Source organism: Streptomyces sp. NPDC048734 (assembly GCF_043198675.1).
GTDB lineage: Bacteria > Actinomycetota > Actinomycetes > Streptomycetales > Streptomycetaceae > Streptomyces.
Window position 1 is genome coordinate 1 of the sequence record NZ_JBICUZ010000014.1, and the last position, 22,636, is coordinate 22,636.

At 71.4% G+C, this 22,636-nt stretch carries 17 protein-coding genes and 5 pseudogenes; 7 read left to right on the forward strand and 15 right to left on the reverse strand.

Annotation, left to right across the window (positions count from 1 at the left end; genetic code table 11):
• The 5 genes and pseudogenes from ACGFQC_RS28960 to tkt form a co-directional block, all read right to left on the reverse strand.
• Positions 1 to 174 (reverse strand): annotated as a pseudogene (locus ACGFQC_RS28960) (glucose-6-phosphate isomerase); the annotation flags it as partial.
• A complete protein-coding gene (gene opcA, locus ACGFQC_RS28965; protein ID WP_363090766.1) occupies positions 167 to 1,102 on the reverse strand; it encodes a glucose-6-phosphate dehydrogenase assembly protein OpcA in 936 nt (311 codons plus the stop codon). The gene opcA and the pseudogene ACGFQC_RS28960, both read right to left, overlap by 8 nt.
• Positions 1,099 to 2,643 carry a glucose-6-phosphate dehydrogenase gene (zwf, locus tag ACGFQC_RS28970; protein ID WP_363090765.1) on the reverse strand — a complete coding sequence of 515 codons (1,545 nt, stop codon included), beginning with the start codon at positions 2,641 to 2,643 and terminating at the stop codon, positions 1,099 to 1,101. Before zwf ends, opcA begins: the two co-directional genes overlap by 4 nt.
• Entirely contained in the window at positions 2,640 to 3,815 is a 1,176-nt protein-coding gene (gene tal, locus ACGFQC_RS28975) for a transaldolase (RefSeq protein WP_363090764.1), read from the reverse strand. The genes zwf and tal overlap by 4 nt, the downstream gene beginning before the upstream one ends.
• 19 nt (positions 3,816 to 3,834) lie before the next feature.
• A complete protein-coding gene (tkt, locus tag ACGFQC_RS28980; protein ID WP_363090763.1) occupies positions 3,835 to 5,928 on the reverse strand; it encodes a transketolase in 2,094 nt (697 codons plus the stop codon).
• Positions 5,929 to 6,083: 155 nt separating this feature from the next.
• Here tkt and ACGFQC_RS28985 point away from each other — a divergent pair, with 155 nt between their 5' ends.
• Positions 6,084 to 6,971 (forward strand): AraC family transcriptional regulator, encoded by an 888-nt coding sequence (locus ACGFQC_RS28985; protein ID WP_363090762.1) that lies wholly within the window; start codon positions 6,084 to 6,086, stop codon positions 6,969 to 6,971.
• Between the two features lie 256 nt (positions 6,972 to 7,227).
• On the opposite strand, the gene ACGFQC_RS28990 is transcribed toward ACGFQC_RS28985, so the two are convergent.
• The 5 genes and pseudogenes from ACGFQC_RS28990 to ACGFQC_RS29010 form a co-directional block, all read right to left on the reverse strand.
• The gene (locus ACGFQC_RS28990) at positions 7,228 to 10,662 is read right to left on the reverse strand and encodes a phosphocholine-specific phospholipase C (protein WP_363090761.1); all 3,435 of its coding nucleotides are present in this window, start codon (positions 10,660 to 10,662) and stop codon (positions 7,228 to 7,230) included.
• Positions 10,663 to 11,086: 424 nt separating this feature from the next.
• A pseudogene (locus ACGFQC_RS28995) lies at positions 11,087 to 11,832 on the reverse strand (transposase); the annotation flags it as partial.
• A gap of 223 nt (positions 11,833 to 12,055) precedes the next feature.
• Positions 12,056 to 12,721 (reverse strand): NAD-dependent epimerase/dehydratase family protein, encoded by a 666-nt coding sequence (locus tag ACGFQC_RS29000; protein ID WP_363090760.1) that lies wholly within the window; start codon positions 12,719 to 12,721, stop codon positions 12,056 to 12,058.
• Positions 12,722 to 12,773: 52 nt separating this feature from the next.
• Positions 12,774 to 13,334: pseudogene (locus ACGFQC_RS29005) on the reverse strand (oxidoreductase); the annotation flags it as partial.
• A gap of 87 nt (positions 13,335 to 13,421) precedes the next feature.
• Entirely contained in the window at positions 13,422 to 14,348 is a 927-nt protein-coding gene (locus ACGFQC_RS29010) for an alpha/beta hydrolase (RefSeq protein ID WP_363090759.1), read from the reverse strand.
• 130 nt (positions 14,349 to 14,478) lie between these two features.
• Between ACGFQC_RS29010 and ACGFQC_RS29015 the strand changes: the two genes are divergently transcribed.
• Together ACGFQC_RS29015 and ACGFQC_RS29020 are read left to right on the forward strand one after the other, a co-directional pair.
• Complete coding sequence (locus tag ACGFQC_RS29015) at positions 14,479 to 15,357, forward strand: helix-turn-helix transcriptional regulator (RefSeq protein ID WP_363090758.1); 879 nt, start codon at positions 14,479 to 14,481, stop codon at positions 15,355 to 15,357.
• 369 nt (positions 15,358 to 15,726) lie between these two features.
• Positions 15,727 to 16,539, forward strand: a complete 813-nt coding sequence (locus ACGFQC_RS29020; RefSeq protein ID WP_363090757.1) for a recombinase family protein — start codon at positions 15,727 to 15,729, stop codon at positions 16,537 to 16,539.
• Positions 16,540 to 16,585: 46 nt separating this feature from the next.
• Here the strand turns inward: ACGFQC_RS29020 and ACGFQC_RS29025 are convergent.
• The 3 genes and pseudogenes from ACGFQC_RS29025 to ACGFQC_RS29035 form a co-directional block, all read right to left on the reverse strand.
• A pseudogene (locus tag ACGFQC_RS29025) lies at positions 16,586 to 16,774 on the reverse strand (transposase); the annotation flags it as partial.
• Positions 16,775 to 16,916: 142 nt separating this feature from the next.
• Entirely contained in the window at positions 16,917 to 17,408 is a 492-nt protein-coding gene (locus ACGFQC_RS29030; RefSeq protein WP_363090756.1) for an SRPBCC family protein, read from the reverse strand.
• Complete coding sequence (locus ACGFQC_RS29035; protein WP_363090755.1) at positions 17,405 to 17,797, reverse strand: metalloregulator ArsR/SmtB family transcription factor; 393 nt, start codon at positions 17,795 to 17,797, stop codon at positions 17,405 to 17,407. The genes ACGFQC_RS29030 and ACGFQC_RS29035 overlap by 4 nt, the downstream gene beginning before the upstream one ends.
• Before the next feature lie 323 nt (positions 17,798 to 18,120).
• Between ACGFQC_RS29035 and ACGFQC_RS29040 the strand changes: the two genes are divergently transcribed.
• Positions 18,121 to 18,399 (forward strand): metal-sensitive transcriptional regulator, encoded by a 279-nt coding sequence (locus ACGFQC_RS29040; RefSeq protein ID WP_363090754.1) that lies wholly within the window; start codon positions 18,121 to 18,123, stop codon positions 18,397 to 18,399.
• A 27-nt stretch (positions 18,400 to 18,426) separates the two neighbouring features.
• On the opposite strand, the gene ACGFQC_RS29045 is transcribed toward ACGFQC_RS29040, so the two are convergent.
• On the reverse strand, positions 18,427 to 19,251 hold the full coding sequence (locus ACGFQC_RS29045; protein WP_393288890.1) for a methyltransferase domain-containing protein: 825 nt from the start codon (positions 19,249 to 19,251) through the stop codon (positions 18,427 to 18,429).
• A 64-nt stretch (positions 19,252 to 19,315) separates the two neighbouring features.
• Complete coding sequence (locus ACGFQC_RS29050; protein ID WP_363090752.1) at positions 19,316 to 19,651, reverse strand: YnfA family protein; 336 nt, start codon at positions 19,649 to 19,651, stop codon at positions 19,316 to 19,318.
• A 433-nt stretch (positions 19,652 to 20,084) separates the two neighbouring features.
• On the opposite strand from ACGFQC_RS29050, the gene ACGFQC_RS29055 reads away from it, so the two are divergent.
• The 3 genes and pseudogenes from ACGFQC_RS29055 to ACGFQC_RS29065 all read left to right on the forward strand — a co-directional run.
• Positions 20,085 to 21,422 carry a 6-phospho-beta-glucosidase gene (locus ACGFQC_RS29055; protein ID WP_363090751.1) on the forward strand — a complete coding sequence of 446 codons (1,338 nt, stop codon included), beginning with the start codon at positions 20,085 to 20,087 and terminating at the stop codon, positions 21,420 to 21,422.
• 156 nt (positions 21,423 to 21,578) lie between these two features.
• Positions 21,579 to 22,172 (forward strand): hypothetical protein, encoded by a 594-nt coding sequence (locus ACGFQC_RS29060; RefSeq protein ID WP_363090750.1) that lies wholly within the window; start codon positions 21,579 to 21,581, stop codon positions 22,170 to 22,172.
• Positions 22,151 to 22,636: pseudogene (locus ACGFQC_RS29065) on the forward strand (GNAT family N-acetyltransferase); the annotation flags it as partial. The gene ACGFQC_RS29060 and the pseudogene ACGFQC_RS29065, both read left to right, overlap by 22 nt.

Consider the following 22,636-nt stretch of genomic DNA (forward strand, 5'->3'; position numbering starts at 1 on the left):
GCTGACCAGATGCTTGGAATAGTCGATGTGCAGGTCACCCACCCGCACGACGTACCGCTCGGCGCGCCCGGGATCGGCGGCGAACAGCTCGCGCAACCGCGTGGGCCGGCGGGCGCGGTGGTCCTCCAGCGCGGCCCACTCGGGCCGCCGGGTGAGTACGGGGGTGTCAGACATGGGCGGGGGTCTCCTCGGTGGCCTCGCCCCGCAGGGCGACGGCGTACATCTCGTCGGCGTCGAGGCGCCGAAGCTCCTCGGCGATCAGTTCGGAGGTGGGGCGGACCTTCAGCGCGAGGGTCCGCGAGGGCTGGCCCGGCAGGGACATCGTGGCCAGCGGACCCTCGGGACGGTCGATGACGATCTCGCCGTCACCGGTGCCGAGCCGTACGGCCGTGACGACCGGGCCCGCGGTCTCCACCCGGTCCACGGACACCTTCAGCCGGGCCTCCAGCCAGCGCGCGAGCAGCTCGGCGCTCGGGTTGTCCGCCTCGCTCTCCACGGCCGCCGAGACGATCGGCACCCGCGCCTGGTCCAGCGCCGCCGCCAGCATCGAACGCCACGGCGTCAGCCGGGTCCACGCCAGGTCGGTGTCGCCGGGCGCGTACGACCGCACGCGCGCCTCCAGCGCCTGGAGCGGCCGCTCGACGGCGTACATGTCGGTGATCCGGCGCTGTGCGAGCGCGCCCAGCGGGTCCTTGACCGGGTTGTGCGGCGCGTCCACCGGCCACCACACGACGACCGGGGCGTCCGGCAGCAGCAGCGGCAGCACCACGGAGTCGGCGTGCTCGGACACCTCGCCGTAGGTCCGCAGGATCACCGTCTCCCCGGTGCCGGCCTCGGAACCCACCCGGACCTCGGCGTCGAGCCGCGACTGGGTGCGCTCGCGGGGGGTGCGGGCGTGCCGCTTGATGACGACCAGGGTGCGCGAGGGGTGCTCGTGCGAGGCCTCCTCGGCCGCCTTGATCGAGTCGTAGGCGTTCTCCTCGTCCGTGACGATCACCATCGTCAGGACCATGCCCACGGCCGGTGTGCCGATGGCGCGGCGACCCTTCACCAGCGCCTTGTTGATCTTGCTTGCCGTGGTGTCGGTCAGGTCGATCTTCATGGCCTGCGCCAGCTCCGTCCGTCTCGTGCGAGCATCTCGTCGGCTTCCTCGGGTCCCCAGCTGCCCGAGGCGTACTGCGCGGGCCTGCCGTGCCGTGCCCAGTGCTCCTCGATCGGGTCGAGGATCCTCCAGGACTCTTCCACTTCCTGGTGGCGCGGGAACAGGTTGGCGTCGCCGAGCAGCACGTCCAGGATGAGGCGCTCGTACGCCTCCGGGCTGGACTCCGTGAAGGACTCGCCGTACGCGAAGTCCATCGTGACGTCCCGGATCTCCATCGACGTGCCCGGCACCTTGGAGCCGAAGCGGACGGTGACGCCCTCGTCGGGCTGGACCCGGATGACGATCGCGTTGGCGCCGAGTTCCTCGGTGGCGGTGGAGTCGAAGGGGGAGTGCGGCGCCCGCTGGAGGACCACCGCGATCTCGGTGACGCGGCGGCCCAGGCGCTTGCCGGTGCGCAGGTAGAACGGCACGCCCGCCCAGCGGCGGTTGTCGACGTTCAGCCGGACGGCGGCGTAGGTGTCCGTGGTGGACGACGGGTCGATGCCGTCCTCCTCCAGGTAGCCGCGCACCTTCTCGCCGCCCTGCCAGGCACCCGCGTACTGAGCCCGCACCGTGTGCCGGCCGAGGTCCTCCGGCAGCTTCACGGCGTGGAGGACCTTCAGCTTCTCGGTCAGCAGCGAGGCCGCGTCGAAGGAGGCGGGCTCCTCCATCGCGGTCAGCGCCATCAGCTGCAGGAGGTGGTTCTGGATGACGTCGCGCGCCGAGCCGATGCCGTCGTAGTAGCCGGCCCGGCCGCCGATGCCGATGTCCTCGGCCATCGTGATCTGCACGTGGTCGACGTACGAACGGTTCCAGATCGGCTCGAACATCTGGTTGGCGAAGCGCAGCGCCAGGATGTTCTGGACGGTCTCCTTGCCCAGGTAGTGGTCGATGCGGAACACCTGGTCCGGCTCGAACACGTCGTGCACGATCGCGTTCAGCTCCCGCGCGCTCGCCAGGTCGTGCCCGAACGGCTTCTCGATGACCGCCCGCCGCCACGACCCGTCCGGCGCGTTCGCCAGCCGGTGCTTCTTGAGCTGCTCGACGACCTTGGGGAAGAACTTCGGCGGGACCGACAGGTAGAAGGCGAAGTTGCCGCCGGTGCCGCGGGACCGGTCCAGCTCCTCGACGGCGTCGCGCAGCTGCTCGAACGCCGTGTCGTCGTCGAAGTCGCCCGGGATGAACCGCATGCCCTCGGCGAGCTGCTGCCAGACCTCCTCGCGGAACGGCGTCCGCGCGTGCTCGCGCACCGCGTCGTGGACGACCTGCGCGAAGTCCTGGTCCTCCCAGTCGCGGCGGGCGAAGCCGACGAGGGAGAAGCCCGGCGGGAGCAGGCCGCGGTTGGCGAGGTCGTAGACGGCGGGCATCAGCTTCTTGCGGGACAGGTCGCCGGTCACGCCGAAGATGACGAGCCCGGACGGGCCGGCGATACGGGGCAGACGCCGGTCGCGGGGATCCCGCAACGGGTTGTCCCAGGCGGCGTCGGTGCCGGCAGTGCTCATTCCGCGTCAACTCCCTCGGTGTCGAGTGCCTCGGTGCCGATCGTCTCGGTGCTCAGCGACTTCGTGACCGCGTCCAGCAGGTCCTGCCACGCCACCGCGAACTTGGCGACGCCCTCCTCCTCCAGCCGGGTGACGACCTCGTCGTAGGAGATGCCGAGCGCCGCCACGGCGGCGAGGTCCGCACGGGCCTGCGCGTAGCCGCCGGTGACCGTGTCGCCGGTAACGGCGCCGTGGCCGGCGGTGGCGTTCAGCGTGGCCTCCGGCATGGTGTTGACGGTGCCGGGCGCCACGAGTTCGTCGACGTACAGCGTGTCCTTGTACGCAGGATCCTTCACACCGGTGGATGCCCACAGCGGACGCTGCTTGTTCGCCCCCGCCCCGGCGAGGGCGGTCCAGCGGTCTCCCGCGAAGACCTCCTCGTACGCCTGGTAGGCCAGCCGCGCGTTGGCGAGCGCCGCCCGTCCCCGCAGCGCAAGGGCCTCGTCGGTGCCGAGGACGGTGAGGCGCTTGTCGATCTCGGCGTCGACGCGGGAGACGAAGAAGGAGGCGACGGAGTGGACCGTGGAGAGGTCGACGCCCCGCGCGGCGGCCTTCTCCAGGCCGGCCAGGTAGGCGGCCATGACCTCGCGGTAGCGCTCCAGGGAGAAGATCAGCGTGACGTTGACGCTGATGCCGAGACCGACGACCTCGGTGATCGCGGGGAGACCGGCCTTCGTCGCCGGAATCTTGATCATGACGTTGGGGCGGTCGACGAGCCAGGCCAGCTGCTTCGCCTCGGCGATCGTGGCCGCGGTCTCGTGGGCGAGACGCGGATCGACCTCGATGGAGACCCGGCCGTCGCGGCCGGCCGTGGCCGTGTACACGGAATGCAGGACGTCGGCGGCCGCACGTACGTCCGCGGTCGTCATCATCCGTACCGCCTCGTCGACCGTGACACCCCGTAGGGCGAGGTCGGCGAGCTGCTCCTGGTAGCCCTCGCCGGAGCCGATGGCGGCCTGGAAGATCGACGGGTTGGTGGTGACGCCGACGACGTGCCGGCCGGCGACGAGTTCGGCCAGGTTGCCGGACTCGATCCGCTTGCGGGACAGGTCGTCCAGCCAGATCGAGACGCCCTCGTCGGAGAGGCGCTGCAGGGGATCCGCGGCGGCGGTTGCTTCGGTCACTGTGATCATCTTCTTTCTGGCGATCGGATCAACCGCGGGCGGCGGCAAGGCCCGTGATCGAATTCAACGAGGCCCGGGCCGCGGCGGCGACCTTCTCGGGGGTGAAGCCGAACTCGGCGAACAGGGTCGCGGCGTCGGCGGAGGCACCGAAGCGCTCCAGGGAGACGATGCGTCCCGCGTCCCCCACGAACCGGTGCCAGGTCAGGCCGATGCCCGCCTCGACGGCGACCCGGGCCCGCACCGACGGCGGCAGGACTCCGTCGCGGTACTCGCGCGACTGCTCCTCGAACCACTCCACGGACGGCATCGACACCACCCGGGCGCCGATCCCCCCGGCCTCCAGTGCCTCCCGCGCGGCGACGGCCAGGTGCACCTCGGAACCGGTGGCGATCAGGATCACGTCCGGGGTGTCCTTCGAGGACTCCCGCAGGACGTAACCGCCCTTCGCCGCGTCCGGGTTCGGCGCGTACACGGGCACGCCCTGCCGGGTGAGGGCCAGCCCGTGCGGCGCCGGGCGGGTGCCGTGCCGGCGCAGGATCTCCGCCCAGACGATCGCCGTCTCGTTGGCGTCGGCGGGGCGGACCACGTTCAGGCCGGGGATCGCGCGCAGCGACGCCAGGTGCTCGACCGGCTGGTGGGTGGGACCGTCCTCGCCGAGACCGACGGAGTCGTGCGTCCACACGTACGTCACCGGCAGCTGCATCAGCGCCGACATGCGCACGGCGTTGCGCATGTAGTCGGAGAACACGAGGAACGTGCCGCCGTAGACGCGGGTGTTGCCGTGCAGCGCGATGCCGTTCATCTCCGCGGCCATCGAGAACTCGCGGATGCCGAAGTGCACCGTGCGGCCGTACGGGCTCGCCTCCGGCAGCGGGTTGTCCGCCGGGAGGAACGACGACGTCTTGTCGATGGTGGTGTTGTTGGAGCCGGCCAGGTCGGCGGAGCCGCCCCACAGTTCGGGGATCACCGGGCCGAGCGCCTGGAGGACCTTGCCGGAGGCCGCGCGGGTGGCGACCTCCTTGCCCTCCTCGAAGACGGGCAGGTGGTCCTCCCAGCCCTCGGGGAGCCGGCCGGCGAGGACCCGGTCGAGCAGCTTCGCCCGCTCCGGCTGCTCGGCGCGCCACGCGTCGAGCCGCTTGTCCCAGGCGGCGTGCGCCTCGGCGCCCCGGTCCAGGGCGGCGCGGGTGTGGGCGAGCACGTCGCCCGGGACCTCGAAGGACCGCTCCGGGTCGAAGCCCAGGACACGCTTGGTGGCGGCCACCTCGTCGTCGCCGAGGGCGGAGCCGTGGGAGGCCTCGGTGTTCCGCGCGTTCGGGGCGGGCCAGGCGATGACCGTGCGCATCGCGATGATCGAGGGGCGGCCCGTCTCGGCCCGCGCCGCGGTCAGGGCCGCGTACAGGGCGCGCACGTCGACGTCGCCGTTCTCCAGCGGCGCGATCCGCTGCACGTGCCAGCCGTAGGCCTCGTACCGCTTCAGGACGTCCTCGGAGAAGGCGGTCGCGGTGTCGCCCTCGATGGAGATGTGGTTGTCGTCGTAGAGGAAGACCAGGTTGCCGAGCCTCTGGTGGCCGGCGAGCGAGGAGGCCTCGGCGGAGACGCCCTCCTGGAGGTCGCCGTCGGAGACGATCGCCCAGACCGTGTGGTCGAAGGGGGACTCGCCCCGCGGGGCCTCCGGGTCGAACAGGCCGCGCTCGTAGCGGGCGGCCATCGCCATGCCGACCGCGTTGGCGGCGCCCTGGCCGAGCGGCCCGGTGGTGGTCTCCACCCCGGCGGTGTGCCCGTACTCGGGGTGGCCCGGCGTCTTCGAACCGTGCGTGCGGAACGCCTTCAGGTCGTCCAGCCCCAGCTCGTAGCCGGCCAGGAACAGCTGGGTGTACAGGGTCAGCGAGGTGTGGCCGGGGGAGAGCACGAAGCGGTCACGCCCGGTCCACTCCGGGTCCGCGGGGTCGTGCCGCATCACCTTCTGAAAGAGCGTGTACGCGGCCGGTGCGAGGCTCATCGCGGTGCCGGGGTGCCCGTTGCCCACCTTCTGTACGGCATCCGCCGCCAACAGGCGTGCGGTGTCGACGGCACGCCGGTCGAGTTCGGTCCATTCGAGACTGTCCGGTGACTGCGTGCTCATCTTCAAGAGATCCTCGATCCGAGCGGATTGGCTGGTCTGACGCGTTCAAAAGTAAAAGTCTGACTTTTTCGAGGGAAGGTCGGTGTGTGTCACGCTGTGGTGAAAGTGGGACACCCCGGCGGCGCCGGGCGGGCACGAGGCGGCACGAGAGCGACATGGCGGACACCGGCGTCGGAGACGGCGACGCGATCAGGACGTTCCCCTTCCCGGCGGGCCTCAGCGTCGGCGGCGTCGGCATGCAGGTCGGCCCCATGGGCGCCGGCCGCACCTGGCACGCCGACGCGCCGCTGGAGCGCGTCCACCGCATCGACTTCCACACCGTCCTGCTGTTCACCGACGGCCCCGTCCGTCACATGGTCGACTTCGCCGAGTACGAGGCCGCGGCCGGTGACGTCCTGTGGATCCGTCCGGGCCAGGTCCACCGCTTCTCGAAGACCAGCGGGTACCGCGGAACCGTCCTGACCATGCAGCCCGGTTTCCTGCCCCGCGCCACCGTCGAGGCCACCGGCCTGTACCGCTACGACCTGCCGCCGCTGCTCCACCCCGACGAGGACCGGTCGGCCGGCCTGCGCGCGGCCCTGGCGCATCTGCAACGGGAGTACGAGGACACCGCGACCCTGCCCCCCGGCCTGCACACCTCGGTGCTGCGGCACTGTCTGACGGCGTTTCTGCTGCGCCTCGCGCACCTCGCCGCCAGCTCGGCGGAGGCGGCGGGCCGTCAGGCCGACACGACCTTCACCCTCTTCCGGGAGGCCGTGGAACGGGACTTCGCCACCAACCACAGCGTCAGCGCGTACGCCGACGCGCTCGGTTACTCCCGCCGCACCCTCGTGCGCGCGGTGCGCGCCGCGACCGGCCAGACGCCCAAGGGCTTCATCGACCGGCGGGTGGTCCTGGAGGCGAAGCGGCTCCTCGCCCACACGGACCTGCCGATCGGCCGGGTCGGCGCGGCGGTGGGCTTCCCCGACCCGGCGAACTTCTCCAAGTTCTTCCACCAGCACACGGACATGACGCCGGCGGCGTTCCGCGCGGAACTGCGCTGAGACGCCGCCGGGTCGGCGGTCCCGCCCCGCGGGCCGTCGGCGGCCTCACGCGGGCCGTCGGTGGCCCCAGTGGCCTCGGTGGCCTGGGCGGCCTCAGTGACCGAAGTCGAACCGGTTCACGTTCACGAAGTCGGCGGGCCGGCCCCTGGTGAGGGGCAGGTGGACGCCGCGGCCGCCGGTCGGGGGAGGCGTGGTGCCGCCCCCACCTCCGGCGGGCCCGCGCGGGGGCGGTCGGCTCCCCGCGCGGGCGCACGACTCACGCGTCGGTGAGCGGGCCGGTGCCGAGGCGGACGTTGTCGATCGCCCAGAACCAGTTGTTCCCCGCGTTGTGGAGCCGGAAGTTCACCTTGACCGACGTCGCTCCGGACGGGACCGCGAAGGAGAGCTCGACCAGGCGGTTCTGCTGGTCCTGGCCGTTGTTGGTGTTCCCCGAGGCCGCGCTGGAGTAGTGCAGCACGCGGGTCGCCGGGCCGGAGTCGAACTCGACCGTGACCTCGGCCTCCTGCGGGCTCTCCTGGCGGTAGTGGGAGTCGAAGCCCAGATGGAGGGTCGAGGTGCCCGGCGGGACGGCGACCGCGGGAGTGGTCAGCGTCGAGTCGAACCGTCCGCGGCTCGCCGGGTTGCCGGTGTCGTCCCAGTCGTCGGGGTCGGCGACCGCGACGATCCCGAGGCCCCGGCCGAAGCCCGGCCGGTCCTGCCCGGCCGGGAACCAGAACTGCTTGGAGAGGAAGGACCAGCCCTGCAGCTCCCTGGTGCCCTGCGGCATCGTCGGCGCGTTGGTGACCGTCCAGCCCTCGGGCGCGGTCCGCGTCCAGCCCGTCAGCCCGGGACGACTGAGGTCGACGGCCGTCGCCAGCGACGGGGCGACGGACTCGAAGTCCTCGGCGAGCAGGTGACCGGTCATGACGGGGCCGACCTCGGCGGTCAGCGACGCCGTCTGCTCCTCGGTCCGCCCGCCCAGGCTCGCGGTGACGGTGGCCTCGACGGTGGCGGAGGTGCGGGCGGCCGACGCGGGCGCGACGACGTCCCAGGTGAGCGCGGCGGACGAGCGGGCCGCAACTGTGGTCGGCGTGTGGGCCGACGGAGTGGCGGTCCAGCCGTCCGGCAGGGTGAGCGCGCCCGCCACGCCGGTGAGCGGAGCGCCGCCGGCGTTGGTGACGGTCGCGGTCACGGTGAGCGGTCTGCCCGGGGACAGCACCGCGCCGTCGGTCTTCGGCGAGGCCGACGGGCCGGTCAGGGCCACGCTCATCGCGGCGGCGACCTCGGTCCGCACGCGCGCGTCGGCGATCTTCAGCAGGCCGCCGCCGTCGGCGTGCGCGGCCACGATCAGGCTCCCGACGGTGGCGTCCGCGGCCGGCGTGACCGTGAAGCGGACGTCGGCGGAATCCCCGGCGGCCAGTGACCGCGGCGCGGACCCGGACCGCTCGGCGGTCCAGCCGGAGGGGGTGAGCAGGGCGACCGTCAGGCGGTCCAGCCCGGCCGTGCTCCGGTTCGTCAGGGTGACGACGACCTCGGCCGGGCTGCCCTGGACGAGCGGGGTGTCCAGGGGCGGCAGCGGCTCGGGCAGGGCGACCGAGGCGGCCAGCGCCGGGAGCACGCCGGTGGCCGGGTCGGTGACACCCCGCTTGCCGTCGGCCAGGCGGCCGGTCATACGGCGCAGGAAGGCAGGGTCGCGCTTGTCGACCACGACGATGTCGTACCAGCCGTGGCGGGAGAGACCGACCGGCACGATCCGCTTCTGCCCGGGCGCGAGGGTGACGGTCCGGACGTGGTCGCCGGCGGCGCGCGGGTAGACCGACTCGCCGACGAGGAGCGTCCGGGTCGTCGAGGAGGGATTGGCGCAGTGGACCATGACCTGGCCCTGCGCGGCGTGCTCGACCAGGTACGCCTCGGGGCCGGGGCCGGTGCCGCGCAGCTCCCACGTCGACCAGCCGGGGCCGCGCACCTGGAGGTCGTAGCCGTCGGACCCGTGGGCGACCGTGTCCACGGTGCTCCTGCCCGCGGCGACCGTCCAGGTCCGCGGCTCGCCACCGTCGCCGGGGTACGCGGTGACCGTGGCGGCCGCGGTGCCGGTGTTGCCGAGCCGCAGCCGGACCCGGCCGTCGGTGACGTCGGCACGCAGCGACAGGCGGTACGGCAGGGGACGGGTGGGGCGGGTGCCCGCCTCCTGCTCCGGGAGCGCCTGCTCCTTCGGCGGAACGGGGTTCCAGCGGCCGACCGGCGCCGGTACCGGGCCGGGTTGTTCCACCTCGGGCTGCGGATGGGTGCGGTGGAAGTCGAAGACGGAGGTGAGGTCGCCGAAGACGCTGCGGCGCCAGGCGCTGATGTTGGGCTCCCGGACCCCGGTCCACCGCTCCAGGAAGCGGATCACGGAGGTGTGGTCGAACGCCTCGGAGGAGACGAAGCCGCCCACCGTCCACGGCGAGACGACCGTCATCGGCACCCGCGGGCCGGGGCCGACCGGGCGGCCGTCCAACCAGTCGTCGCTGTTGCCGGAGGCGGGCTCGGGCGCGACCGGGGCGGGCACGTGGTCGAAGTAGCCGTCGTTCTCGTCGAAGTTGATGAACAGCACCGTCTTCGACCAGGTCTCGGGGTCGCTCGCGAGGGCGTCGAGCAGGTCGTAGACGAGGTTGGCGCTGCCGACCGGGGTGGAGGACCCGGGATGCTCGGAGAGCGCCGCCGTGGGTACCACCCAACTCACCTTGGGCAGCGTGCCGTTCTCGATGTCCGCCGTCAGCCGGGAGATCAGGGTGTCCGGCTCGGAGCGGTAGGCGCCGCGCAGGAAGAGGCGGCGCTCGGCCCCGGTCAGGGAGTCCACGCCCTGCTGGAACCGGGCGAGGGCCTCCTGCCGCTGTGCGGAGGTCTTGCCCCAGAGGCTGTCGTAGAACTGCTCGGTGGTGGAGTACTGTCCGTCGACCTTGGAAAGGATCTTCCGGCCGATCTGCTTCCACGGCCGGAAGTATTCGACCGCGTTGTCGGTGAAGTTGTCCCACTCCTGGTAGATCTGCCACGGGATCCCGGCCTTCTCCAGGCGCTCGGGGTAGGTGGTCCAGTCGTATCCGGCGTGGGTGTAGGAGTAGGCGGCGTTGGTGACGGCCCTGCTCACGCCGTCCGGCTCGAAGCCCGTGGTGCCGGTCCACAGGTAGTTGCGGTTGGGGTTGGTCGAGCCGTACACGGAGCAGAAGTAGGAGTCGCAGATGGTGAAGCGGTCGGCCAGTTCGTACTGCAGGGGTATGTCCCGCCGGTCGTAGAAGGCCATGGTGCTCTGCCCCTTGGCGGCGATCCAGTCGTCCCACCAGCCGTTCGCCCGTGCCTGGACGCCGTCCGGGAAGCCGTGCGGGAGCGAGCCCAGGTACTGGATGTCACTCTCCGGGCGGCCGGCGTCGACCGCCGCCTGCCGGGCCGAGAAGGGAAGGACGTCGCCACCGGTCCGCGGCTGCCTGAAGACGTCGGCGCCACCGGGCAGGCGCAGGGGGGTGCGGTCGCCGAAACCGCGCACACCCTTGAGGGTGCCGAAGTAGTTGTCGAAGGAACGGTTCTCCTGCATCAGCACGATGACGTGCTCGATCGCGTTCATGCCGCCGCGCGGCATCGGCGCGGCCATGGCTCTGAGGAGCGAGGGAGGCAGGAGGGACAGCGCGGTGCCGCCGGCGAGAGCGCCGAGGATCCTGCGGCGGGAGGTGTCGGACATGGTGTGGAGGCTAGGGCTCCGGCACGGTGACCAAGAACCCTCCGTGACAGGGCTTCGCCCACTGTTCATGCGGAAGCATCCGGCGTTCGTACCGGTCACACGGCTGGGTTCGGGCGGACGGTGCGCAGGACGGCGGTCACGCGGCCGTGGTGGAGCGGCGCCCCGCACCTACGGACGCGGGGACCGCCGTGGGATCGTCTGTGCGACTGAGCTTGTCCTACCTTCCAAGCGTGGGTCTGAGCTGGTCATTCGTAAGATCGGCGGACCCGGGGGTTCTGGGTGTGGCTGTGAGCTTGTCGCCGTTGGATGGCTCAAAGAACTTGGCCGCCCGGAGCCCCGCGACGACTCGACCGCTAATTGGGATACGCGATTCGATCGCTGTGCAGGACAACGTCGGCGAGGTCGTCTGCGGGATCGATGTTCTTTAACCTTTGCGAGCTTTGGTCTGGTTTCGCTCGGTGATGCTTCCGGGGCGTTTGGTGGTCTTGCCGACGTCGTAGCGGGTGGCGGGACGACGGTTCTTCGAGCCAAGTGGACTTCCCGGTCCGGGAGTTGATGGTTTGGGTGCACGGGCGGGGCAGTGCGGGTGCGGGCGGGGGTTCCGAAACTCCGGCGGACGCGGGCCGGGGTAAGCCGGGCCGGCAGCGGGTCCTGGCCGCCGGGCAGGTGGTCGACCTCCAGGCGGATCAGCGTGCCTTCGAGGATCGGGAGCTCGCCTTCGTGGTCGATCCACGCGGAGCGGGTGGTGAGCCGGGGGTGGATGCGGTCCCAGGCCATGACCTGGGCAGTGCCGTACCGGTCGGTGCCCTGGGTCGTCGCCGCGTCCGACTCGCCCCAGGTCTCGGGCTTGGCGAAGCGGAATTCCTTGCCGTGCTCGGGCAGCCGACCGCCCTGCGGTGGCGAGATCCACGGGACGGGGACGGGCTTGCGCATCACCCGGTCCGAGCGCGTCCGTCCCAGTACCTCAACCGGGAGGCCATCGAGGAGGTAGGCCATGCGCGGGGCGTCGTATCCGGCGTCGAAGACGACCGGGACGTCCGGGTCACCCACCTCCCACTGGCCGCCCTCGGTCAGGTCGGTGACCACACGGCGGATCTGGGCGGCGGTGACCTCGGCGACATCGTCGTCCGGGCCGAGGCGGACCGCGTCGAGCAGCCGGCACCAGCTGGACATGAACAGCCGTCTCGATCTGGACCTGTCCATCCGGGCCGCGGTGCCAGGCCCGCGCGCCCCGCAGGAGGAGGAGGCCGCAGCCCCGGCGTGACACCCTCGTGTCACGGGGTGGAGGACCGGCCTCTCCTCCTTCTCCGAGCTTCAAGAAACGAAGGTTCTTTGAAGATCGGAGGGTTCCCTCTCTGCCGCGTCGCCGCCGTGGTCGTCACGGTGCCGGCCATCAGGAGGCGGCGAGTTGGTTGATGTGGGCTGTGGCCAGCACGCGGCGGGACACGCCGCCGCGTGCGGTCCGGATCATGGCCTGGCCCAGTTGCAGGCTCGTGGTGACGTAGCGCGGCGCGATGCGCCGCAGCAACGGGTAGAGCGGGCCGATCACCTTGTACAGCAGGACGTAGGACGCAGTCTTCGCCGTGGTGCCGGGCAGAGGAAGGATGAACGCGGGGCGGAACATGTGGGCCCGCGGTGACAGCTCCAGCAGGGCGTTCTCCGTATCGCCCTTGACGCGTGCCCACATCATGCGGGTCTTGCCGGTGCCGTCGGTGCCGGCGCCGGAGACGTAGGTGAAGACGAGGCCGGGGCTGGCGGCCCGCAGGGCGCGGGCGGCGGCCAGGGGGAAGTCATAGGAGACCAGGCGGTAGTCGGCCTCGTTCATGCCGACGGCGGAGGTGCCCAGGCAGTAGAAGCAGGCGTCAAAACCGGCCAGATGGTCCTGGACGGCGGTGAAGTCGGTGAAGTCCTCGTGGTGGAGTTCGCGGAGCTTGAGGTGGGCGCGACCAGTGGATGTACGGCCTATGGCGAGGACGTCGGTGACCTCCTCGTCGCGCAGGCAGGCTTCCAGCACTCCCTGCCCGACCATGCCGGTGGCTCCGAAGATGACAATGCGCACAGTGATCCTTTTTCTGCCGTACGGGGTGGTCGGCCGGATTGCCTTGGATGGGTCAGACGGGGAAGCGGACGTCGGTGAGCTGCTCGGATGCGACCCAAAGGCGCTGTTGGACCGTCGTGTCGTCGGATTTCTTGCTGGAGGCGACCGGCTCGGGGTGGCCGCGGGTTCCGCCCATGCCTGCGGGGCCGTAGTACTGGCCGCCGGTGACGGCGGGGTCGGTGGCCGCGCGCAGGGTGGGCAGGGCGCCCATGGAGGCCGGCTGGGTGATCAGCGGGAGCGCCAGGTCCGCGGCCTTGCGCAGCGGGCGGGGCAGGTTCTGCTGGAGTCCGGTGGCGGCGGCGCCGGGGTGGGCGGCGACGGCGATCGTCGTGTGGTGCCGGGCAAGGCGGCGCTGGAGTTCGTAGGTGAACATCAGGTTGGCGAGCTTGGCCTGCCCGTAGGCGGCGACGCGGTTGTAGGAACGGTCGAACTGCAGGTCGTCGAAGTGGATGTCGGCCTGGATGCGGTGGCCGAAGCTGCTGACGGTCACCACCCGCGAGCCGGGCACGGGCAGCAGTACCTCCAGCAGGAGGCCGGTGAGCGCGAAGTGCCCGAGGTGGTTGACGCCGAACCGCTCCCCTTTCATGGCGAACGGGAGCGGTTGCGTGGCCCGCGAGTGCCGCCCGGGCCACGCGACCGCTTCCGCCGGGGGGATGGGGTGTCAGACCGTCGCGTGCGCGGTCTGCGCCGCGAGGTTCTGGGTGAAGAACGGGAGGAGTTCGGTGGTGACCTGGGGTACGTAGCGGTCGTAGAGGTCGACGTGACTGGCTCCTTCGATCCAGTGCAGCCGCTTGGGCTCGTTCGCCTTCTTGACCGCTTCCTCGGACATCCAGGCGGTGGCCGCTTCGTTGCCGGCGACCATCAGGAGCGGTCGCGGGGCGAGCAGGCCGATGAGGTGGAAGGCGTCGAAATTCACGATCTTGTCGACGCTGGAGAAGGTGAACTCGTCGGCCTGGCGCGGGTGCCGGCCGCGGTCGGTGCTGTAGTACTCCCAGGCTTCGTAGGAGTAGCGGCCGCCGGCGCGTGCCTCTTCCTCAGTTGGGCGCACGGACATCGTCGGGAGCGGCTCGCCGGCCGCCTCGGTGGTGCGTGCCGCGGCCGCCGCGTCGAGCAGCGCCTGGAGGACGGCGGGGTCCTGGGCGCCGTCGGGGCCGACCCGGAAGTACAGTCCGAGGTCGACGGCGCTGGCCGTCGCGACCGCGCGGATGCGGTGGTCTGTGACCGCGGCGGGAATGACGTAGCCGCCGGAGGCACAGATGCCCAGGGCGCCGATCCGGTCGGAGTCGATCTCCGGGCGGGTGGTGAGGTAGGAGACGGCGTTCTTGATGTCCTCGACACGCTGGGCGGGGTCCTCGGTGCCGCGGGGGGTGCCGCCGCTCTCGCCCTGGTAGGCGGCGTCGTAGGTGAGCGCGACGAATCCGGCGTCGGCGAGTCGCTGGGCGTAGGCGCCGGCGGTCTGCTCCTTGACGCCGGCGCCGGGGTGAGCGACGACCACGGCGGCGAGCGGGCCGTCGGCAGCGGTGCCGGGCGTGTACAGGTGGCCGGCGAGGGTGATCCCGGCGCTGGTGAAGGTCACATCGGTTCGCATGACCCCACCGTGCCCGCTGTGACCCGTGTGCGGGAGAGGAAGGTTCCTGCCTGGGGAAAGGCGTGCCGGGGAAGATTCTTTCCCCCCTTGATGGCACGAGTCCGCGGCACAGTGGAAGCATAGTGGTGTCATGTCCGATTCGCGTTCATCCCGATCCGAGTTCGGTGCGTTCCTCAAGGCTCGCCGGGCCGAGCTGACGCCCGCGCAGGTGGGTCTCGCCGATGACGGGACCCTGCGGCGTGTCCCGGGGCTGCGCCGCGACGAGGTCGCCCGCCTTGCCACGATGAGCACCGATTACTACACCCGCGTCGAGCAGGGGCGCGTGCGGGCCTCCGCGACCGTCCTTGCCTCCCTGGTGCGGGCGCTGCGGCTCGACGAGGCACAGCAGGCTTACCTGTACGAGCTGGCGGGCAAGACCCCCGCCCCGCGCCGCCGCGCCGGGCATCGGGTGCGGCCGTCGGTGCAGTGGATGCTCGACGCCCTCGGCCACCTGCCGGCGATGGTGCTGGGCCGCTACAACGACATCCTCGCCTGGAACACGGCCGCAGCGGCCCTCTACCAGGACTTCGGCAAGCTGACGCCATCCGAGCGCAACTTCACCAGACTGCTGTTCCTCGACCCGGCCATGCGCAGCCTCTTCACCGACTGGGAGGGCGCGGGCCGGCTCAGCGCGGCACTGCTGCGGATGGAGACGGCCAGCAACTCCGACGACCCGCGCCTGGCCACACTGGTCGGCGAGCTGTCGGTACGCAGCCCCGAATTCCGCGAGTGGTGGAACGGACGGATCGTCTCCGACACCACCTACGGCCTCAAACGCTTCCGGCACCCCCTCGTCGGCCCCCTCACCCTCGACTGCGACACCTGGACCAGTCCGAACGACCCCGACGTCATGTTCATGGTCCTCACCGCCGAACCCGGCACCCCTGAGGACCACGCACTGCGGATCCTCAGCTCCTGGCAGACCGCCCCCGCCCCGACTACACATCCGGCCGACACCCCCCACGACTGATCCGGCGGTCCGACGCGTCCGGACCCCGCCACCCCATCGCCTTGCGCTCAGGCACGCGGGACAGGTGGTCCCAAGAACGACCCTTTCCCGGATCAAGATCAAGAGCGGTCGGCGGAAGCGGTCCGGAACGCGGATTCACTGTCACAACTCGCTCTCACTCAAAAGTGGACTCAGGCCCGTTCTGGGAAATGTTTGTGACAGTGTCCGGGGTCGTGACGGACCCTCAAACCGCACTCGAGTCCGAAGGTGACGACGTCGAGCGCCACGAATGCCCACGCTGTCACGCATCGCCAGGCTCACCCTGCCGCTCGCGCTCCGGCGCGGTCGCCGGCACCTATCACACCGGGCGCTTCACCAAGGTGCCCCGGCTTGCGGAACTCCTGCGCGTACCGACGCCCGCCGACCGCGGCCCCGGCCAGCCGTGGCGGCCCGGCACCCCAGTCGCCCGCGCCCATCGACCCGGGCACCCCGACCGCTGACATCCGCATCGGCTATGCGAGGTGCTCCAGCCTCACCCAGGAACTCCAGTTGCAGCTCGACGCGCTCGCCGGACACGGCATCCCGCGGGACAAGATCTTCGCCGAGAAGATCAGCACCCGGGTCCGGGTGCGCCCGCAGTTCGAGGCCGCGCTCGCCGCCGCGAGAGAGATCAAGGCACACGCCCCGCACTGCCGGGTGATTTTCACGGTGAATGAGATGAAGAGGCTGGGGCGCGACGCCGCTGAGCTGACCGCGCTCGCCGATCACCTCACCGCCCACGGCCTGGTGCTGGAGATGCTCGCCGGCCCCCTCCAGGGGATGTACGACCCCAGCGGGCCGGGGCGTCTGCTGTTCGGGTTCTTCGCGGCGATGGCGGAGACGGAGCGCGAGAGCATCCGGGAGTCCACCCTCGAAGGGCTGGACGCCGCGGCCCGCAAGGGCAACCACGGCGGCCGGCCGCCGGTCATCACCGACGACATGCTGCACACCGTGCTCCGCCGCCGCGCGAACGGCGAGACCGTCGAGGACATCCAGCCCGACCTGCTCATCCCCACCGGCCGCCGCAAGGGACAGAGCCCCAGCCTCTCCAGCAGCTACCGGGCGCTGGCCGAGCACGAGAAGAACCAGGCGTATCCCGAGGCCGTCGAAACGGCGCACGCCGACTTCGCCGCCCTCCAGCAGCGCGACCGCAGCCCCGTGTGATTACTCAGCGTTACTCGCCACCTGGCGGCGGCTATACGAGAACACGGCCATGACCGCGACGGTGCTCGGCCGGCAGCGTCAGCTCCACCGGCGAGGTGACCGGTCCGTCCTCGCAGAGCATTGCGTCGCACAGCTCGAACAGCGTGTCACCGCGCCGCGTCAGGCACGCATGGAAGTCCTCCAGGAAGTGTGATGTGAAGTCGAACGCGTCGTGCCGGGCGTCGTCATGCAGCAAGCCCACCTCTGCGGCCTTCGTGTGAGCAGTGGTTCCGTGGCGGAACGCGTGATCATGCGAAGGCCGTCCGCCTGCCCTGCGAATCCCCAGATGGGTGACGTCGTGCGACGCACTGTTCGAGCTCGGAGGTTAGAAGACAAGCTCAGGCCAGGGACTCGAAGTATGCCTTCCGCGCGGGGTAGTAGTCCTCGAAGTCAGGCCGTGGCCTGCCCGTGCGTGCGGCGGTGAGCATGTCCAGGTAGTACTCCCAGCCCGGGCCGGTCTGGCCGAGGTGCTCTGTGGAGGCGAGATGATGGACCAGCCGGAGTTCGGTGGTGCCGTCGCTCTCGGCCAGCAGCAGCTCCAGCGACCAGGATCCGGCCTCGTCCTCCATCGAGACGGCGAGTCGGCGCGGCGGTTCGCAGGCTTCGATTCGCAGTGGGCACCAGGGCGCCGACTCCTCGAACACCATCTGCACTTCGACGGTGCGGCCGGCCGCCGCCTGGCCGCGCCACGGGCCGAACCAGCGGGCGGTGCGCTCCGACTCGGTGACACTCGCCCAGACGTCATCGGCGGAGGCGCGGTAGCTGCGGGTGAGGAGCAGGTCGTGCCCCGTCGGCGTGGGGATGAGTTGTCCGGTGGGCTCAAGGGTCATGCCGTGTCCTCCTTGGAGTGGCGCGCGGTGTGCTGATCGTTGGCGGGCTCAGCCCGATTGCGGTCCCGTCGGGTGCGGTGAACCTCGGTCTCCAACGCCGCCAGACGCTGCGACCAGTCGACACGCTGGGTGTCGAACTGCGTGAGCCAGGCGGCCAGGTCACCCAGCCGGGAGCGGACGAGGAAGTAACGCCGATGGCGTCCGATCTGCTGGTCCCGGACCAGGCCGCTCTCCCGCAGCACGCGCAGGTGACGGCTGACCGCGGGTCGGCTGACGGCGAACCGGGCGGCAATGTCGCCTGCCGTCAGTGGGGTACGGCGCAACATCATCAGGATCTCCCGGCGCACCGGATCGGCGATGGCGCCGGCCACCTTGCTCAGGTCGTCCACACCAAAAGCGTAACCCATAAGTTACGCGTCAAGATGGCAAGCCTCAGGTTGCACCCGGCGCGGAGGTTAAAAGACAAGCTGAGGACCGGTTCTCGAACCGGCGGGTGGGAGCTGAGATTCCCTGCTTCAGCCGGGGGAGGAGTCACGAGGGGAGAGGGCCGTGAGGGGCTCGGGGGTGAGGGACCGCAGCCGGTGTGCCGGGTGTGGGGGAGCGGGCCGCCCGGGGGCCGCTGCCGCCGGGTCGGGCACGGAACAGAAACGCCTCCTGAAGTGTTGTACCCCAGCGGGTAAGATACCCACTGGGGTATATAGGAGGAGGAAGTGTGCAACTCGACATGTCGGCCGAGGAGCTGAAGTCGGCGCTCAACCGTCTGCGGCGGGCGCAGGGCCAGCTCGCGGGAGTGATCCGGATGATCGAGGAGGGCCGGGACTGCGAGGACGTGGTCACCCAGCTCGCGGCGGTCTCCCGGGCCCTGGACCGGGCCGGCTTCTCGATCATCGCGACCGGGCTGGAACAGTGCATGACCAGCGAGGACCCCGAGGTGCGCGACTCCACGCAGATGCGGGCCCGGCTGGAGAAGCTCTTCCTCTCCCTTGCCTGACCGCGTCGTCCGGTACGGCCGGGACGCTCACCGCCGGCAGCACCACGAGGGCCGAGAGCGGCGTGCCGCCGGTACCGGGGCGACGTCTGGGTGACGTCTGGGTGACGCGCCACAGACGGCGGGGCAGGCCGCCCTCCTCGAAGGCGTGGACCTCCCGCAGCTGCCAGCCGTCGGCGAGGGAGTCGACCAGGTCGCGGGGGAAGAAGCGCACCGCGAAGCCGCCGTGCTCCCAGATGCCGCCACCGTGCCCGGTGCCCGCGCCGTAGTGCGCGTCGCCGGTGTGCCGCCCGGTGTACCGGTGTGCCGCACGGTGTAGACGAAGACCCCGCCGGGCCGCAGCACCCTGCGGACCTCGGCGACCAGGGCGTGCAGCTCCCCGGTGGACAGGGCCATGCACAGGAGCATGTGCGCGAACACCGCGTCCACCGAGGCATCCGGCAGCGGCAGCGGCTCACGGACGTCGTGCACCGCTGTCGTCACCCGCTCCTCGATGCTCTGGGCTCGGGCGGCGTCCCGCAGCCGGTCGAGGCCGGTCGGGCTGAAGTCGGTGGCCCGCACGGTGAAGCCCTCGTGGGCGAAGCACAGGGCATCGCGGCCGTGCCCGGCCCCCAGCTCCAGCACGTCGACCGCTCCGGCCGCGCGAAACACCTCGGCAGCGTGGACGGCCGGCTCGGACGGCTCCTCGCCGTACATGCCGGGATGCTCGCCGTACGTCCGCTGCCAGTGCTCCCGCTGGGCCTCGGCCAGCTCCCGCTCGTGCTCCGACGCGTGGACGCCCTTCCCACCGCCCGGCCGGTGCCGGGACCTTCTGCGGGCCGGCCTGGATCCACACCGTGCAGCCGCAGCGCGCACCGCACCGTCGGCCGTGGTCCGTGCGGAGTGTGTTTTTTGAGGGCCAGGCCAGGCCGTGCCACGGTCAGTGACCGCGGGGGGCGTACATGATCACGGCCATGCCCGCGAGGCACACCAGGGCACCGATGACGTCGAAGCGGTCGGGCCGGTAACCGTCGGCGACCACGCCCCAGGCGATCGACCCGGCCACGAAGATCCCGCCGTACGCGGCCAGGATGCGCCCGAAGTCGTCGTCGGACTGGAACGTGGCCACCACGCCGTACAGGCCGAGGGCGATGACACCGGCGCCGATCCAGATCCAGCCCCTGTGCTCGCGGATGCCCTGCCACACCAGCCAGGCGCCACCGATCTCGAAGAGGGCGGCGACGACGAACAGGGCGACGGAACGGGCGACGGTCATACCGGCCGACCCTACCGGCGGCCCGCGCCGGTGATCTTCCGCGGGTTCTCACAGGCGTGGCAGCCGCACCCACCCTCACCGGCGCTCTCCGGCGCGCAGGAGCAGGCGCGACGGCGGCGGCCGGGCCACCGGGTCCCGGCGGCGCGCACGGCCGGGACGACGGCGACGGCGGGCAGCCGGCCCACCACCGCTCCGGCTCCGGATTCCTCCCGGGCCCGGCAGTGGTTACGGTTACCGGGCAGGGGCCGGCCGGTGACGACGACCGGGCGCGTGCCCGCGTCGACCACCCGGCGGTCGGTGGGCCCGCGGTCAGCCGGAACCGGACGTGGTGGTGACCGGCGCGCCGGGGGATCCGGCGACCCGGTCCTCCTCGGAGGAGACGGGCGTCGAGATGGTCCTGGGCCGAGACGGTCCTGGCAGGAGAGGTGTGAGCGTGAGACTGACGATTCTGGGCGGCGGGGGGTTCCGGGTGCCGCTGGTGTACGGGGCGCTGCTGACGGACCACGCCGAGGGGCGGGTCACGGAGGTCGTCCTGCACGACCTGGACGACAGCCGACTGCACGCGGTCGCCCGGGTACTGGCCGAACAGGCGTCGACGGTGGCCGACGCCCCCACCGTGACCACGACCACCGATCTCGACGAGGCCCTGCGCGGCGCCGACTTCGTCTTCTCCGCGATCCGCGTCGGCGGTCTGGAGGGCCGGGCGGACGACGAACGGGTGGCCCTGGCGGAGGGCGTCCTCGGTCAGGAGACGGTCGGCGCGGGCGGCATCGCCTACGGTCTGCGCACGCTGCCCGTCGCGTCCGACATCGCCCGGCGGGTGGCCCGCCTCGCCCCCGACGCCTGGGTCATCAACTTCACCAACCCGGCCGGCCTGGTCACCGAGGCCATGTCCCGCCACCTCGGCGACCGCGTCATCGGCATCTGCGACTCGCCCGTCGGCCTCGGCCGCCGCATCGCACGCGTCCTCGGCGCGAAGCCGGACGAGGCGTTCATCGACTACGTCGGCCTCAACCACCTCGGCTGGGTGCGCGGCCTGCGGATCGCCGGCCGCGACGAACTCCCGCGCCTGCTCGCCGATCCCGACCTGCTGGACTCGTTCGAGGAGGGCAAGCTGTTCGGCGCCGACTGGCTCCGCTCGCTCGGCGCGATCCCCAACGAATACCTGCACTACTACTACTTCAACCGCGAGACCGTGCACGCCTACCAGCGGGCCGACAAGACCCGCGGCGCCTTCCTGCGCGACCAGCAGGCCCGCTTCTACGAGGAGATGCGCCGGCCCGACGCGCCGGCACTGAGCGTCTGGGAGCGCACCCGTGCCGAGCGCGAGGCGACCTACATGGCCGAGAACCGCGAGACGGCCGGCGCCGGCGAACGCGACGCCGACGACCTCTCCGGCGGCTACGAGAAGGTGGCCCTCGCCCTGATGCGGGCCATCGCCCGCGACGAACGCACCACCCTGATCCTCAACGTCCGCAACCGGGGAGCGCTCTCGGTGCTCGACGGGGACGCGGTCGTCGAGGTGCCCTGCCTCGTCGACGCCAACGGAGCCCATCCGGTGGCGGTGGCCCCGCTGCCGGAGCACGCGACCGGCCTGGTCTGCGCGGTGAAGGGGGTCGAGCGCGAGGTGCTGGCCGCCGCCGAATCCGGCTCGCGCGCCGACGCGGTGAAGGCCTTCGCCCTGCACCCGCTGGTCGACTCCGTGAACGTGGCCCGCAGGCTGGTCGAGGGCTACACCGCCGTCCACCCCGGCCTGGCGTACCTCGGGTAGGGTACCGCGGCTTCGCTCGAACGTATCTACCTGAAGGTTTTCGACCCCCTCCGGGCAGCGGCCCCGAGTCCGTATCCGTTCGGGGCCGCCGCTGGAGAGCTGGGCTTCACCCCACCGGCGCGAAGACGACGCACCTCAAACCCTGCGGAGGAGCCCGTGAGACGCCGGAACTTCCTCACAGCCGCCAGCGGCACCACGGCCGCCGTGGCGGTTCCCTTCGTCGGAGCGCCGCCCCAGGTGGGCACCTCCGACGTCCTCCGGCTCCGCAGCGGCCTGGATGCCCTGATGGCCCTGGACGATGCCATGGGCGGCCATGAAGGCCTGGAGCGGGCGGCCTTGGCCGGAGCCGCCGAAGCCCTGGAGAAGCAGAAGCTCGGGGCCACCCAGCGCATCCGGCTCCGGCTCTTCTCCGTGGCCGCCGACTACACCGCCACGGCCGCCTGGAGCGCCCTGGACGCTCGTCAGGCCGGCCGTGCGTACGCCCTGTTGGGCAAGGCCCTGTACCTGGCGGGGATGGCCCAGGATCCCGTGGCAGAGCTGAGGGTCTGGAACTCCTACGCCATGCTCGCCCACCAGCGCGGGGAGCACACAGAGGCTGTCGACTCCGCCCGGGCCGCCCAGTCCACCTCGATCACCAAGCGGGACCCGTTCTTCGCCTCTCTCGCCCACGCCCGTAGGGCCATCGGGCACTCGAACCGTGACGACAGGCAGGCAGCCATCCGCTCCCTCTTGAACCGTGGGCGGCGATGAATGCCGACCCCGAGGTCCGGGAGCACTTGGGTGACCTGCTTACCCGCGCACAGGGCGATGCCTCCGTGTCCCGATTTCAGGCCGAGTTCGACCGGCGAGGCTATGGGGGGTGGGCGGTCGAGGTGGAGGCCACGGGCAAGTTCATCGGCTTCGCAGGCTTGGACGAAGTGGACGACGACATGCCGTTCACGGGAGTGGAGATCCGCTGGCGGCTCGCCCGCTCGGCCTGGGCCAGGGCTACGCCACCGAGGTTGCGCTGACAGTCCTGGCCCACGGCTTCGAGGCTCTTGAGCTTCCTGAGATCCTCGCTGCCACAACGGCCACCGACCTTCGCTGCCAGGCGGTGATGCGGCCGGATCGGCATGACCCGGGACCCGGCTGACGACATCGACGACCCCATCGAGCCCGAAGGGCCACTGTGTCCGAACGTGCTGTACCGCATCGCCCGTAGAGCGACGATCTGA